The organism is Muriicola marianensis (assembly GCF_014638095.1).
GTDB lineage: Bacteria > Bacteroidota > Bacteroidia > Flavobacteriales > Flavobacteriaceae > Muriicola > Muriicola marianensis.
In genome coordinates this window covers 599,553-613,462 of record NZ_BMFH01000001.1, presented here as the reverse complement: position 1 = coordinate 613,462, position 13,910 = coordinate 599,553, and the positions used below count along the sequence as shown (strand labels likewise).

Genomic DNA, 13,910 nt, shown 5'->3' with positions numbered 1-13,910 from the left:
TTAGAATTTTGTGTTAATACCTATAGTAAGTATCTGGGCCAATGGGAAGACCGGGTTTGGTCCATCGACACCCAAAGATAAGTTATCTGTTGAAATTACTTCAGGGTTTAGCCCTTCATAGTCCGTGATAGTGAACAGGTTAGTTCCCTGTACATACAGTCTCAGCATATCCAAACCAAGGGTTCCTGCTATATTTTCATCGAAAGTGTATCCGACCTGCAGGTTCTTCAACCTGAGGAAGGAAGCGTCTTCCACGAAATAGGAATTAGGTTGGGTCTCTGCGTTCTGGATGGTCTGGCTCAGGGCCGGCAGGGTAGCGTTGGTATTCGAGGGCGTCCAGGAATCAAGTACCCTGGTGCTCCTGTTCCCATCAAAGAATGTAGGGAAGTCAGTAAAGATCTTCTGATAGTTGTAGGCGTCATTTCCTTTTGAACCGGAGAAGAAGGCTGACATATCAAATCCTTTGTATCCCATGCTCAGGTTCACACCGTAGGTGAAATCAGGATGTGGTGAACCAATATAGGTCCTGTCCTCATCGTTGATCGTACCATCACCGTTTACATCCTCATACGTAAAACGTCCGTTGCTGTCAAAACCGGTCACCCTTCTACCGTAGTACTCGGAGATGGCTCGACCCACTTCTGTACGGGTCACGGCCCCACCGCGAAGGTCGGTTCGACCTACCTGGAAGTCGGAGATCAGGTTTTTCACCTCGTTCTTATAATGTGAAATATTGGCATTTATAGCGTAGTTCAGTCCGTAATCTGTTTCATGGTTGTAGCCAATAGACAGGTCAAAACCGGTATTCTGAATATCTCCAAGGTTGACCAGTGGTGCGGTGGCATCAATGGCCGTGGTGCTGATCAGACTGAAATCCCGTGTGATCAAATCCTGGGTATCGATGTCGAACACTTCAAAGGAGAAAGTGAGCGCATTGTCCCACATGACCATTTCCACACCGAAGTTGGTTGTGACACTGGTTTCCCACCTCAGGTTGGGGTTCCCGACCTGACTAAGAATGGCACCTGTTGAAATACTGCTACCGTCAAAACTGTAGTTTGCCAACGTTTCATTAAGGTTTGAAATATTGATCGTAGGGTTACTGGCGGGCAGGGTCTGGTTACCCAGTTCACCATAAGAGGCTTTTACCCTTAACCTGTTAATAAACCCGTCTTGCGGGAAGAAATCTTCGTCACTGACCAGCCAGCCTGCACTGAAGGAAGGGAAGGTCTGACTCTGGTTATCACCCAGGAAGCGAGACGACTTATCATTCCTGAGGGTTACCGTGGCGAAATATTTTCCTTTGAAGGAGTAGTTGGCAGTACCAAAGATGGAGAAAAGGGTGTTCCCGCCGTCGAAAGCAAAGTCGACATTCGGGGTACCACTACCATTGCTCAGCAAATAAAAATCTGGAGTCTCAAAGAGATATCCATTCCTGCTGAGGCCTTTTCCCTTGCTGTTTTCTTCAACAGCCTCCACCCCGGCAAGGGCATTGATGCTGTGATCCCCGAATACACCATTATATGAGACGATGTTGTTCCAGGTCCAGGAATAGTTGTTGATGTCCTGCTCGAACAGGGTATTGGTCGAGAGCGGCTCAATGAATTCGGGATCTAATGCCTGGAATCTTCTCTGGGCGAAATTTTCAATATTTCCACTGAGGGTGGTCTTGAAACTTAACCCTTCATATAATTCGGCCTGTAAATAAATATCTCCGAATACCCGGAAGATCTTGTTGTAGTTGTCTGAACCTCTGGATAACAAGGCTACAGGGTTCCGGGTATTACTCAGCCCGGGACCTCCTGATCCGGCAAAATCCCCTTCGTCATCGAAGACAGGAACCAGTGGTGTAAAGCGGTAGGCCATGTTGATGGCTTCCAGCGTACCTTCCTGCTGGCGGGAGAAGGAGGCGTTGAGGTGCTCCCCAATAGTAATTCTTTCTCCTATTTTAAATTCGGAATTAAGTCTGGTGATCCCCTGCTTAAACCCGGTATCATTCAAAATACCTTCCCTGTTCAGGTAATTGGCAGAGAGGAAATACCTTCCTGTTTCGTTACCATTCGAGATGGACAGGTCAAAATTCTGAGTAGGTGCATTCTGGGTGATCTCATTGAACCAATCAGTACCATTAGGCTGGTTTACCGTAGCAGTCCGGGGTGCCCGTGTAATAGGGTCATATGAGTCCACCCGGGTATAACCCTGAACGGTTGAAGGCACCACTGGTGAAGCTCCACTTCCGTATTGTGGGTGGGTCACCGGAGCGCCATCATTGCTCAGACTCTGGAAAATCATCTCCCCGTGCTGCTGCACATTGAGGAGGTCGGGCAGGTTGGTAGCCCTGGAGACACCGGTATATGCGTTAAAGGTTACCGTAGGCTCCGCCTGATTGTATTTACCGCTTTTTGTGGTGATGATCACAACACCGTTGGAGGCCCTTGCCCCATAGATCGCGGCAGCACCATCCTTCAGGACGTTCATCTGCTCAATATCCCCCGGGTTAATACTGTTGAGGATATTGGGATTGTCCGTCTGGACCCCGTCGATGATATAAAGAGGGTTGGTGTTGTTGCTGGTACCGAAACCACGGATTACGATTTTAGGAGAAGCACCGGGTGTACCTGCATTGGTCACCGTTACCCCTGTAACCCTACCTTCGAGGGCTTCGGCGGCGTTCACCAATGGTACCTTGGTAGCTTCGGCTATGTCTACCGATGCCACGGATCCAGTGATATCTCCCCGGGTCTGGGCAGCATACCCCGTTACGACCACCTCGGAGAGCTGGCTGGCATCTTCTGCCATCTGGACGTCTATCCTGCTTCGGCCATTGACAGGGACTTCCTGCCTGGCGAAGCCGATATAACTAAAGACCAGAACCGCATTGGCATCTGCCGTGATGGTGTAGTTACCATCGAAATCGGTTTGAGTACCATTCGTGGTACCCTTTACCAGTACGTTGGCTCCTGGTAAGGGAGCTCCCAGATCGTCTGTTACCGTTCCCGTAATGGTTTGTTGTACACTTTCTGCCCTGTCTTCAGTAGCATAAGCCGCATTCGGCAGTAGTACCGAAAAAAACAAGAGCAGAGAAAAAGCCCCTGCTACAGTGGAGTGGAATAAAGATCTCCACTTTACGGGCTTTATCCCGCGTTGGTTAATTCGTCGAATCATAATCGTGTCTCGTTTAGTTAGTTAATGATTTCGCGTGAGTCGGGTCATAATTCTTCTACAACGATTTCGAAGAAATGTTAAAAAAATTATGAAATAAGTATAATATTAATAAAATTATGTGAAAGCCTTTACAGGATGAGACAAAAATTTTCAAAATTCCACATTTGTGTTGACGGTAAACGCATAGGATTCAAAGGGGCTTTTAAAGGTATATGTGGACTATCAAGGTCCGTCGTTTAGAGGTGATTATTTTTTGTCTTGTTTATTTTTTTACCTTGGCTACTGATCCATAATTCATTCCCTATGCAAATAAAAGAGACCGCTACCCAGTACGATGCCATTATTGTCGGATCCGGGGCTGGTGGCGGAATGTCTGCAAAGGTCCTTGCCGATGCCGGACTCAAGATCGCCGTGGTGGAGGCCGGGCCATATTTCGATCCTGCGGACCCGAAACAGATGACCCAGCTCAAATGGCCCTATGAATCCCCCAGGAGGGGTGCAGGTACTTCACGGGTATTTGGTGAGTTCGATATGGCTTACGGTGGTTGGGAGATCGAAGGAGAGCCCTACACTCAGAAAGACGATACGAACTTCTGGTGGTTCCGCTCCCACATGCTGGGCGGCAGGACCAACCACTGGGGGCGGATCTCCCTTCGTTTTGGACCTAAGGATTTCAAGCATAAGGATGTGGACGGACTCGGCGAGAACTGGCCCATAGGATATGAGGATGTAAAACCATATTACGATAAGGTAGATAAGCTCATTGGAGTCTTCGGGACCAATGAAGGCCTGCCAAATGACCCGGACGGGTTTTTTCTCCCGCCACCCAAACCCAGGCTGCACGAACTCTTTTATATCAAAGGGGCACGCAACCTGAATATTCCCGTAATCCCCTCCCGGATGTCCATGCTCACCAAAAAGATCAACAATGAGAGGGGGGTCTGCTTCTATTGCGGGCAGTGTTCCAGGGCCTGTCAGGTGTATGCCGACTTTTCTTCCGGGTCCTGCCTGATATTTCCGGCTCAGAAAAGCGGCGGGCAGATAGACCTGTACGTGAATTCCGTGGTCAGGGAAGTGACCACCAATGAAGAGGGCAGGGCTACAGGGGTATCCTATATCAATAAGGAAGACAGGAAGGAATACAAGTTGAAAGGAAAGGTGGTCGTGCTGGCGGCATCGGCCTGCAGCTCGGCCCGCATCCTGCTCAATTCCAAAAGCGCCCAGCACCCTAATGGGCTGGGGAACAGCAGCAACCTGGTGGGGAAATACCTTCACGACTCCACCGGCAGCAGCCGGGCCGGATTTATCCCGGGCCTGATGAACCGGAAAATGTACAACGAAGACGGGGTAGGTGGAATGCATGTATACACGCCCTGGTGGCTTGACAACAAGGATCTGGATTTTCCCCGGGGTTACCATATCGAGGTCTGGGGAGGCATAGGCATGCCCAACTACGGCTTTGGCTTTAACCCCAACGACTTCAACAAATTCTTTGGCCTGCCTACCGGAGGCTATGGTCCGGACCTCAGGAAGGATGTCAAGAAATATTACGGATCCGTGATTGGTTTCGGGGGCAGGGGAGAAGCCATTGCCCGGGAGGACAATTATTGCGAGATCGATCCGACCACGGTGGACGAATTCGGTATCCCGGTGCTCCGCTTTAAATATCAATGGTCTGATTTTGAGAAAAAACAGGCAAAACACATGCAGGAGACTTTTGAAGAACTCATCCACAGCATGGGAGGGGAGGTCCTGGGGGATACGCCCACCAAAGAACAGGATTACGGCCTGCTACCCCCGGGAATGATCATACACGAGGTAGGAACCACCAGGATGGGAGATGACCCTAAGCGGTCTGTCGTAAATAAATACCAGCAACTGCACGATGTAGATAATGTATTTATCACGGATGCAGGTCCTTTTGTTTCACAAGCCGACAAGAATTGCACGTGGACCATCCTGGCCCTTTCCTGGAGGGCATCTGATTATATCGTAGAACAATTGAAGAAACAGAATATCTAAGCCATGGACAGAAGAAAAAGTATCAAATCAATCCTGTTGGGGTCCGTTGCCGGCGGATTGGCCCTTCACGGCTGTAAGCCGGGCGAAGAACAGGAAGCCCTCGCCCAGGAGCTCGCGAAGGATGATAAATATTTTGGCCGGACCCCGGAAGAATTGGAGGAGATCGCCAAACTCAACGCCGAACAGTTCTTTAATGAGCACGAGTTGCAGACCATTGAAGTGCTGAGCAATCTGATCCTTCCCCCCAATGAGAACGGTGGGCCCACCGAGGCGGGCGTGCCCGACTTCATCGAGTTCATGGCTAAGGACATTCCGGAACTGCAGACGACCCTCAGGGGCGGACTTATGTGGCTCGACCATAAAAGCAACACGGACTACGGCACCGAATTCAAAATCACCCCAGAAGCTTCACAAAAGGAGATCCTGGATGCGATCGCCTTTTACGACTCTGAAGTGCCCATGGATGAGCATCCTCTGGAGATACAGTTCTTTAATTTGATGCGCAACCTGACCCTCACCGGGTACTACACCTCCAAGGTGGGCATAGAGGATCTGGGTTACAAAGGAAACATGCCCAATATCTGGGACGGGGTGCCGGAAGACGTCCTCGAACAGCACGGAGTATCCTACGACGAAGAATGGCTGGCCAAATGTGTGGACCAGAGCAAGAGAGGTGAGATCGCCCGGTGGGATGAGAACGGAAACCTCCTTACCTGAATGTGAAATTATCAATCCTCGAAAATCGAGTTAAAAAAAGAACTAATGAATAAAGTAAAAAACATCCTCGTGTTGGTCCTTATGGCGGGCATGGCCCTTCAGTCAACCATCGCACAGGAGGTCGGATTGCAGTTCTACAGCCTCAGGAACCAGTTTAAAAATGATGTGGAAGGCACCCTGAAGACCATACACGACTGGGGTATCACCAAGGTTGAAGGAGGGGACTATTACGACGTGCCTCCGGGAAAATTCCGAAAGCTACTTTCTGATTATAACCTCGATGTAGTCAGTATAGGGGCCTCTTACGAAGATTTGTCCGGAGACCTCAAAGGGGTGATAAAAAAGGCCAGGGATTTTAACGCCAAATACGTCATGTGTGCCTGGATCCCCCATGATGGCGATAATTTTACGATAGAAGACACACAGAAGGCGGTAGAGGTATTCAACAATGCCGGCAAGATCCTGAGTCAGGAAGGCCTTGTTCTTGTCTATCATCCCCACGGCTATGAATTCAGACCTTATGGAGGGGGAACCCTTTTTGATTATATGGCTGAAAATGCGGAAGATTTTTACTTTGAATTGGATGTGTTCTGGGCTTTCCATGGGGGAGCAGACCCTTTGGATCTGATGGTAAGATACGGAGACCGGATCGTGCTTTTACACTTAAAAGACATGAGGAAAGGGGTAACCGGCAATTACACTGGTCATGAAGATGTGGAAACCAATGTGGTTTTAGGGACGGGACAAATTGATATAAGTACTATTGTTGCCAAGGCCGGTGAACTGGGTATTGAATACATGTTTATAGAAGACGAGTCTTCCAGGGTCCTGCAACAGGTACCTCAAAGTCTGGCGTTTTTAAAGGAAGCAGTGAAAAGATAACCTCCTTCTATTCAAAACCGGCAACAGCAACTCCGACCATTGAATCCGCAGTACCGTAGTAAAGGAACCAGCGATCCCGGTAATACACTAGTCCCTCAATAAAAGTAGTACCGGCCTTGTATTGCCCGCTTACCTCATGGGGCAGGCTGGGACAAATAAACGGTTCTTCAAGCCTCTTGATCAGCTTGGCGGGATTTTCTTTCCCGAAGAGGACCTGCCCGCCACAGTATGTGTTTTCAGGCACCGAACTACCAGCCCCTTCTCCGCTGAGGTTCTTTCCGTTGTACAGGACCAGGATCCCCTTTTCTGTGTAAAGGGCTGGCGGACCCGGCTCCACCAAATGGCTGTCAAAATCATTAAGGGTGGGTTCGAAGACCTTTAACAATTCACCATTTTCATCCAATAAAGGCGTCCAGTGCACTCCGTCTTCCGAACTTGCGAGATTCATGAAAAGTTCTCCCCAGTACATCCAGTATTTATCCATGATCTTCTTAGCGATGAGTCGGCCATCCACCAGCTCCGTGACTACGGAACCCGACTTGCTCCAGGAGTTCATAAAACGCCCTCCATAGGCCCCATTAAAAACAGGCCCTTTCTTCACCCAATTCCTCAGGTCTGAAGAGACCGCCGCTGAGAGCCGTGCGACCTTCCTGTTCCAGCTGGTGTACAGCATCAGATAGGTCCCGTCCGGGAGTTCAACCACCCTGGGGTCCTCCACCCCTCCGGGCTGGTCCCAGATCGCGAATTCATCAGTATCCGGGATCAATACGGGATCCGGGTATTTTTCGAAATGCAATCCGTCCGTGCTGTATGCCAGGCCTATTCTGGAGGTTCTGCCTCCCAGAATGGCATCGGGATCGTCCTCGGCCCTGAACAGCAAGAATACGGTATCATTCCTGACGATGGCCCCTGGGTTGAACACATCTGCCTTTTGCCAATGAACAACAGATCCACTCAACGGATCAGTGAACACAGCAGTACTGTCTGCCGTGAGAATGGGATTTTGCTTAGGCTTCTCAAAGCCCAGGAGCCATGGGTCTTGCCCGCTTACCGCGCTGCTGTATAAAAAGACAAGAACAACAAAAATGAATCTTATCGGGCTCATTATTCTGGGATTTGACAGAGAAAAGATACGATTTTCGGCCCTATCTTTGAGGAGAAATGAAATACATTATCAAGATGAACGGTTGTGAACCGTGGATTGGGATCCTTCTGGTTTTCATGCTGGTGGGATGCATGGAAAAAGAACGCAAACAGATCGAGAAAACTCCCGAAAAAGCTGTTGTGGTAAAAAGGGATACCCTTTCTCCACAAATCGAAAAAGACCCAGTGCCACCTTTAGAGTCATTGGAAGACACCGTGTTCGTGCGCCTGGCCGATTACTCTGCCGACTTTACCTATGACCTGAGGTATGCCACTGAGGACAATTTTCTGAAGACCAAGGTGTACGAATGTGCCGAGTGCTACACGCGTAAGAAAACGGCAAAGGCACTGATCGCTGCCAATGGGGAGTTCATGGAAAAAGGGTATCGCATCCGATTCTTCGATTGCTACCGGCCAAATTCCGTGCAGTACAAGATGTGGGAGATCTATCCCAATCCTCAATACGTGGCTAACCCGGTCAAAGGTTCAATCCACAATCGCGGAGGTGCCGTGGATATTACCCTGGAGACCCTGGAGGGAGAAGTGCTCGACATGGGAACAGACTTCGATTTTTTCGGAAGGGAGGCGCATCACGACAATCTGGAATTACCCCGGGAGATCTTAGACAACAGGGCCCTGTTGAAAGGCGTCATGGAGAAGCACGGGTTTTGGTCTGTACGTACTGAATGGTGGCATTACAACCTGGGAAAAGCCTCCAGGGATCCTGTGGCTAATTTTACTTGGAACTGTCCTCCTCTATGATCTTAGAGCACTGAATAGCAATGTTTTTACCCAGGTAATCTGTAGTAAAAAATAAATAGATATCCCCTCCATCTTTGAAAGAGAATTTCTTTCTGATCTGGGCCACAGTCATCGGAAAATTCCGGGTGGTGACATTGACCTTCTGGCCTTTTAAAGGACCCAGGTGTTTTTTGTTGGCGGGCATCACTTTCTCCACTTTGAAAACCCTGCCCGGGAATGGGACGAGTTGCTCAGAGGTGTAGAGATGGCTCTGTTCATGCAGTTTGTAAATCCTCATGCTATTGCCAATTAATTTAAAGGCACCTGCCTTGAGGATGGCGCTGTTGGGCTCATACAGATAGTTCAGGGGAGGGGAGAAGTCTGCGTCCGTCACAGCTTCTTCCTGCCACTTAAAATCAAATTTCTCTTCCCGGTCTTTGGTCAGGTTGACCGTCTTGACGCTGATCTCTTCGGGGGCAGAACCTTTTTGTAGTATCCAGAGGATCTCCTTGACCTCGTTCTCTACGGCCACCACGTGGATGGACCTCACATGTTGTAGTTCTTTGATCCCGGCCGACAGGTCGAGCATTGGTGAAGCCTTGATCATCACCCGTTCTGCTTTGCTCAGGAGGAGGTCGAGATAAAGAGTTACATTCGGCTCACATTCCGACAGCAGAAACACCTTCTTTTTACCCGCATCCCTTCTCCCCGGGTCCAGGAAAAGCCAATCGAAGGTCTTTTCTGTTTGCTGCAGGAAAGCCATCCCGTCTGCACAGAGGAAATCTGTCTGTTTCTGGCAAAGGGCAACTGCATTGTGTTTTGCGATCTGGTGGAGTTCTTCATCACATTCACAATGAATCAGATCAGGTATCTGTTCGCTGAAGAAAAATGTATCGACACCAAATCCCCCGGTCAGGTCAGCCATCTTATTGCCACTTACCAATCTGGCCTTGTAACGAGCAGTGATCTCTGAGGAAGTCTGTTCCAGGTTGATCCCCGGAGGATAGTAGATTCCCGGTGTCCTGAACCAGGTTGGGAGTTTGTCCTTCGCCTTTTTCTTGCCCGAAAGTTGCTGGGCCAGTTCTTTGGATGAAATATCGTCAAAAGCGGGTTTTGATAGCAATACTGACATGATGTCAGTATTGTAATATTTATCTATAAATTCCTGTACACCAGTTTTTAAAATATTTTTATTCAAACTAATACTACAAGTTATGGGTCAGTTTCTTAACGATCTTGTTCTCGGAGAGAAATTCCTTTAATATTACTTTGATAGCCGTATATCCGGGTACGGCGACGATCATTCCCACCACTCCGAAAAGCAATCCCGCAATGATGATGATCAGGAAGATCTCCAGGGGGTGTGATTTCACGCTGTTGGAAAAAATAAAGGGCTGGGAAAAGAAGTTGTCGACGAGCTGCCCTATCACAAATCCGATGAGTACATAACCCGTTTTGGGAAGTATGATCTCGGTAAAACTCGCTCCGAGGTTGGAGGTCATGGAGAGGGTAACCATCAGTACAGCTCCTATAATCGGTCCCACATAGGGGATGATATTGAACAGGGCGCACAAAAAGGCGATCACGATCGCATTGGGGATCCCTACGATGAGAAGTACTATGGTATAGATCACAAAGAGGATCAGGATCTGGAAAAGGAGACCGACGAAATACCTGGAGAGGAGCCCGTTGATCTTATCGATGGACTTGGTGATTCCCGATTCTTTGTTATCCGGGACAAAGGTGAGCAACCCTCTTTGGAAAAGGGAACTGTCCTTGAGGAAAAAGAAGGAGATGAACAGAACTGAAAAAAGACCGATCCCTGCCGCACTGAGGGTATTAAAGAACGTATTGAGGATGTTCGGGATAAAGCCTATGTCGAGTCCGCTGAAAAGGCGTTTCTCCAGGTCGGTACCTTTGATCAGGTCATTGACCTGGTCGGGGGATGCTCCAAAATACACAACGACCTCCTGATAAAGGGTCATCAGGTTGCTCTTTAGCTCATCTATGTTGAGCAGGGACAGGTTGGCTGCCTGCTCGGCCACCAGGGGAAAGAAGAGCGCAATGATACCCGCCATTGTTCCTATCATGAGGACCATGGTGAAGATCACAGCTAGGGTATTGGGGAATTTGAGCTTTCTCCGGAGGAAGAGCACTACGGGGCGACCTATGAGTGCCACTACGGCGGCCATGGCGAGGTAAGCAAGCACCGATCTGATCTCATAGAGAAAGTAGAGCAATACCCCCAGGCCAACCAGGATGCCTACTGCCTGCAAAATACCGTTTGCGATCGTTCTCGAATTCATAAGCTAGTTCTTAAATGCATACTGGATGATATTGGCACCCATCCGGAGGGCTTTTAATCTCACCTCCTCTGGGTCGTTGTGCACTTCGGGATCTTCCCATCCATCCCCAAGGTCGCTTTCGAAAGTGAAGAGGAGTACAAGCCTGTCTTCGTCAAAAATCCCAAGTGCCTGAGGCCTTTTGCCATCGTGCTCATGGATCTTGGGCAGGCCATCGGGAAATTTGAATTGCTGACTGAACAGAGGGTGTTCCGGACTCAGTTCCTCGAGATCCTTCTCCGGAAATACTTTCTTGAGTTCCTTTCTCAGATAGGGTTCCATCCCGTAGTTATCGTCGATGTGCAAAAATCCCCCTGCGAGAAGGTAGGTTCTGAGGTTTCTCGCTTCCTCCTCACTGAAATAGACGTTTCCGTGACCTGTCATATGGACAAATGGATACTGGAACAACAGGGAACTGCCCGGCTCAACGGTCTGAGGTTTGGGATTGATCCTCGTCTGTATATTCTGGTTGCAGAATCGGATCAGGTTGGGCAGGGCGGTCGGATTCGCATACCAGTCGCCTCCTCCCTTGTACTTCAGTACCGCTATATCCTGAGAGGACCCAGTCAGAGGGACGAGAGCTGAAATGATCAATATGAGGACCGGCAGTAGGCGCATATAAGGTTTTTCAAAGAGAATCAAAGGTACACAATATGAGTTTCTGGTAGTATCCGACAATGGGATTCGGTCTTGAGTGAATGGCGGGAATTACCTGGTATTGAAAACAGCAACGGCCGTACAGGCGTAAATAGCAGCTGTTTCTGTCCGCAACCTGCTGTCTCCCAGGGATACCGGCAGGAACCCTTTTTCATAGGCCAGATCCACCTCTTCTTCAGTAAAATCACCTTCGGGCCCTACCAGGATAGTGATCCTCTTGTCAGGGGCAATGCGGCGCTTTAACTCCATTTTTTCCTCCTCATGACAGTGGGCAATAAAACGAAGCCCTTTATGGGGTATTTCCAGAAACTTCTCATAGGTCACGGCCGGGTGAAGAACTGGGAGGTAGGTCCTCTGTGATTGTTTCATGGCCTCCTGTATCACCCGCTGCAGCCGTTCTCTTTTTACTGTCTTCCGCTCAGAGCGTTTGCAGATGATGGGCGTGATCTCGTGTACCCCTATCTCTGTGGCTTTCTCCAGGAACCATTCAAATCGATCGTTGCTCTTGGTCGGGGCGACAGCCATGTGGAGAGAATACATTTTTCGATGTCTTTTCTCGGAGTAAATGACATGAGCTTGCAGGGACTTGGGGGTTATTTTTTCAATCCTGGCTTCAAATAACCATCCGTTGCCATTGGTGACATGGAAAGTGTCCCCTTCCTTTTTCCTCAGGACTTTCTGAAGGTGTTTACTCTCTTCTTTAGAAAGCTCAAATTCTTTAGTTTCCTCTGTAAGGTCAGGATGATAAAATAGCTGCATGAGACGATGAGTGTTCAGATATTGAGTTTATAGCGTGCGTGTTCAATGCCCAGGGCGATCCAGTGTTCGATCTGTTCCTCCTTCTCCAGTCCGGCCGGAGAGACGTAGACAAATTCCTTCATGGGCTTCCCGCTGAAATCCATAGGCCGGATGAAATCCATCTTCAGCAGGTCTTCCATTTTTTCAGCCAGGACCCTCACGACCAATTCTTTCCCAATGATTCCTACAGTCATCTTACCACGTAAAAGGAAGGCAATCCCTCCAAACATGTTTTTCTCTGTCATGTCTGTGCGGATAGGTAATGGCAGGGTTAGCAGACCAGTCCGGACCCTTTCTGCGAGGGTGGCGTCAAAAGGCATTTCTCTAAGGCTGAAATTATTGAAAATTAAAGATAGGTCTTTTTCAGAAAAGGTCTGTTTGGCAAAGACCTATGGATTTGGGATGTTGTACCTCGCTTTTGCCGAGATACTCTGATCCGTAAAGTCGCCTTCCCTGTATTTCAGGAATCCTACAATACCGATCATGGCCGCATTGTCTGTACAGTACTCAAATTTTGGGATAAAGGTGGTCCATCCCTTTTCTTTCTCGGCCTTTTGTACCGCTGCCCTGATCCCGGAATTAGCCGACACCCCGCCACCTATAGCTACCCTTTTGATCCCGGTTTGCTTCACCGCTTTTTTGAGTTTGTCCATCAGGATGGAAACGATGGTGTATTGGATGGAGGCGCAGATATCTTCCTTGTGCTGTTCGACAAAATCCGGCTGCTCTGCCGTTTGTTTTTGGATGAAATACAGGATGCTGGTCTTGAGTCCGCTGAAACTAAAATCCAGTCCTTTCACCTTGGGTATGGGAAAAGGGAAAGCTTTTGGGTTGCCTTTCTGGGCCAGGGCGTCTACCAGGGGCCCGCCGGGATAGGGCAGGCCAATGATCTTCGCGGTCTTGTCGAAGGCCTCGCCCACAGCATCGTCTAAGGTTTCCCCGAGGATCTCCATGCTGAAGTAATCCTTTACAAGGACGATCTGAGTGTGTCCCCCGCTGATGGTCATGGCGAGAAATGGAAACTCAGGTTTCGTGCTTGCTTCATCTTTGATAAAGTGTGCCAGAATATGGGCCTGCATATGATTCACCTCAATGAGGGGTATGTCGAGGCCCAGGGAAAGTGATTTGGCGAAGGATGTTCCCACCAGCAGGGATCCCAGAAGTCCCGGACCACGGGTAAAAGCTATGGCCGAGAGCTGATTTTTGTCGATATTTGCTTTAGCCAGGGCCTGGTGGATCACAGGTACAATATGCTGCTGGTGTGCCCTTGATGCAAGTTCGGGTACCACACCTCCGTATTCCTCGTGAATCTTTTGTGTGGCAACCACGTTGCTAAGCACGCTGTCATTGCACATCACAGCGGCTGAAGTGTCATCACAGGAAGATTCGATAGCCAGTATGTATATATTTTGATTTTTCACCTAGCTTTGGAATAATTATTGG

The 13,910-nt window shown here is 49.0% G+C and carries 12 protein-coding genes; 4 read left to right on the top strand and 8 right to left on the bottom strand.

Features of this window, described 5'->3' with window-relative positions; translation table 11 throughout:
• Complete coding sequence (locus IEV19_RS02840) at positions 1 to 3,165, bottom strand: SusC/RagA family TonB-linked outer membrane protein (protein WP_188369189.1); 3,165 nt, start codon at positions 3,163 to 3,165, stop codon at positions 1 to 3.
• A gap of 303 nt (positions 3,166 to 3,468) precedes the next feature.
• Here IEV19_RS02840 and IEV19_RS02835 point away from each other — a divergent pair, with 303 nt between their 5' ends.
• The 3 genes from IEV19_RS02835 to IEV19_RS02825 are packed head-to-tail and all read left to right on the top strand — an operon-like array spanning position 3,469 to position 6,786.
• A complete protein-coding gene (locus IEV19_RS02835; RefSeq protein ID WP_188369188.1) occupies positions 3,469 to 5,187 on the top strand; it encodes a GMC oxidoreductase in 1,719 nt (572 codons plus the stop codon).
• Positions 5,188 to 5,190: 3 nt separating this feature from the next.
• Entirely contained in the window at positions 5,191 to 5,904 is a 714-nt protein-coding gene (locus IEV19_RS02830) for a gluconate 2-dehydrogenase subunit 3 family protein (RefSeq protein WP_188369187.1), read from the top strand.
• Positions 5,905 to 5,949: 45 nt separating this feature from the next.
• Positions 5,950 to 6,786, top strand: a complete 837-nt coding sequence (locus tag IEV19_RS02825) for a sugar phosphate isomerase/epimerase family protein (protein WP_188369186.1) — start codon at positions 5,950 to 5,952, stop codon at positions 6,784 to 6,786.
• A gap of 7 nt (positions 6,787 to 6,793) precedes the next feature.
• On the opposite strand, the gene IEV19_RS02820 is transcribed toward IEV19_RS02825, so the two are convergent.
• Positions 6,794 to 7,891, bottom strand: a complete 1,098-nt coding sequence (locus tag IEV19_RS02820) for a glycoside hydrolase family 130 protein (protein WP_188369185.1) — start codon at positions 7,889 to 7,891, stop codon at positions 6,794 to 6,796.
• Positions 7,892 to 7,947: 56 nt separating this feature from the next.
• On the opposite strand from IEV19_RS02820, the gene IEV19_RS02815 reads away from it, so the two are divergent.
• Entirely contained in the window at positions 7,948 to 8,691 is a 744-nt protein-coding gene (locus IEV19_RS02815) for a M15 family metallopeptidase (protein WP_229732461.1), read from the top strand.
• Here IEV19_RS02815 and IEV19_RS02810 read toward each other — a convergent pair.
• The 6 genes from IEV19_RS02810 to tsaD form a co-directional block, all read right to left on the bottom strand.
• On the bottom strand, positions 8,666 to 9,802 hold the full coding sequence (locus IEV19_RS02810; protein WP_229732460.1) for a class I SAM-dependent methyltransferase: 1,137 nt from the start codon (positions 9,800 to 9,802) through the stop codon (positions 8,666 to 8,668). The genes IEV19_RS02815 and IEV19_RS02810 overlap by 26 nt on opposite strands.
• A 73-nt stretch (positions 9,803 to 9,875) precedes the next feature.
• Positions 9,876 to 10,976, bottom strand: coding sequence for an AI-2E family transporter (locus tag IEV19_RS02805; RefSeq protein WP_188369183.1), 1,101 nt, complete (start codon positions 10,974 to 10,976; stop codon positions 9,876 to 9,878).
• Between the two features lie 3 nt (positions 10,977 to 10,979).
• On the bottom strand, positions 10,980 to 11,630 hold the full coding sequence (locus tag IEV19_RS02800; RefSeq protein WP_188369182.1) for a DUF4159 domain-containing protein: 651 nt from the start codon (positions 11,628 to 11,630) through the stop codon (positions 10,980 to 10,982).
• Between the two features lie 90 nt (positions 11,631 to 11,720).
• Complete coding sequence (locus tag IEV19_RS02795) at positions 11,721 to 12,428, bottom strand: 16S rRNA (uracil(1498)-N(3))-methyltransferase (RefSeq protein ID WP_188369181.1); 708 nt, start codon at positions 12,426 to 12,428, stop codon at positions 11,721 to 11,723.
• Positions 12,429 to 12,442: 14 nt separating this feature from the next.
• Entirely contained in the window at positions 12,443 to 12,712 is a 270-nt protein-coding gene (locus IEV19_RS02790; protein WP_229732459.1) for a TfoX/Sxy family protein, read from the bottom strand.
• Positions 12,713 to 12,856: 144 nt separating this feature from the next.
• Positions 12,857 to 13,888, bottom strand: a complete 1,032-nt coding sequence (gene tsaD / locus IEV19_RS02785) for a tRNA (adenosine(37)-N6)-threonylcarbamoyltransferase complex transferase subunit TsaD (RefSeq protein WP_188369179.1) — start codon at positions 13,886 to 13,888, stop codon at positions 12,857 to 12,859.
• Between the last annotated feature and the right edge of the window lie 22 nt (positions 13,889 to 13,910).

Bases quoted from the DNA above. Each gene is read 5' to 3' on its own strand.
- IEV19_RS02825 (WP_188369186.1), top strand. From the start codon at position 5,950: ATGAATAAAGTAAAAAACATCCTCGTGTTGGTCCTTATGGCGGGCATG.
- IEV19_RS02840 (WP_188369189.1), bottom strand. From the start codon at position 3,165: ATGATTCGACGAATTAACCAACGCGGGATAAAGCCCGTAAAGTGGAGA.
- IEV19_RS02790 (WP_229732459.1), bottom strand. From the start codon at position 12,712: ATGACAGAGAAAAACATGTTTGGAGGGATTGCCTTCCTTTTACGTGGT.
- IEV19_RS02835 (WP_188369188.1), top strand. From the start codon at position 3,469: ATGCAAATAAAAGAGACCGCTACCCAGTACGATGCCATTATTGTCGGA.
- IEV19_RS02800 (WP_188369182.1), bottom strand. From the start codon at position 11,630: ATGCGCCTACTGCCGGTCCTCATATTGATCATTTCAGCTCTCGTCCCT.
- IEV19_RS02830 (WP_188369187.1), top strand. From the start codon at position 5,191: ATGGACAGAAGAAAAAGTATCAAATCAATCCTGTTGGGGTCCGTTGCC.
- IEV19_RS02805 (WP_188369183.1), bottom strand. From the start codon at position 10,976: ATGAATTCGAGAACGATCGCAAACGGTATTTTGCAGGCAGTAGGCATC.
- IEV19_RS02815 (WP_229732461.1), top strand. From the start codon at position 7,948: ATGAAATACATTATCAAGATGAACGGTTGTGAACCGTGGATTGGGATC.
- IEV19_RS02810 (WP_229732460.1), bottom strand. From the start codon at position 9,802: ATGTCAGTATTGCTATCAAAACCCGCTTTTGACGATATTTCATCCAAA.
- IEV19_RS02820 (WP_188369185.1), bottom strand. From the start codon at position 7,891: ATGAGCCCGATAAGATTCATTTTTGTTGTTCTTGTCTTTTTATACAGC.
- IEV19_RS02795 (WP_188369181.1), bottom strand. From the start codon at position 12,428: ATGCAGCTATTTTATCATCCTGACCTTACAGAGGAAACTAAAGAATTT.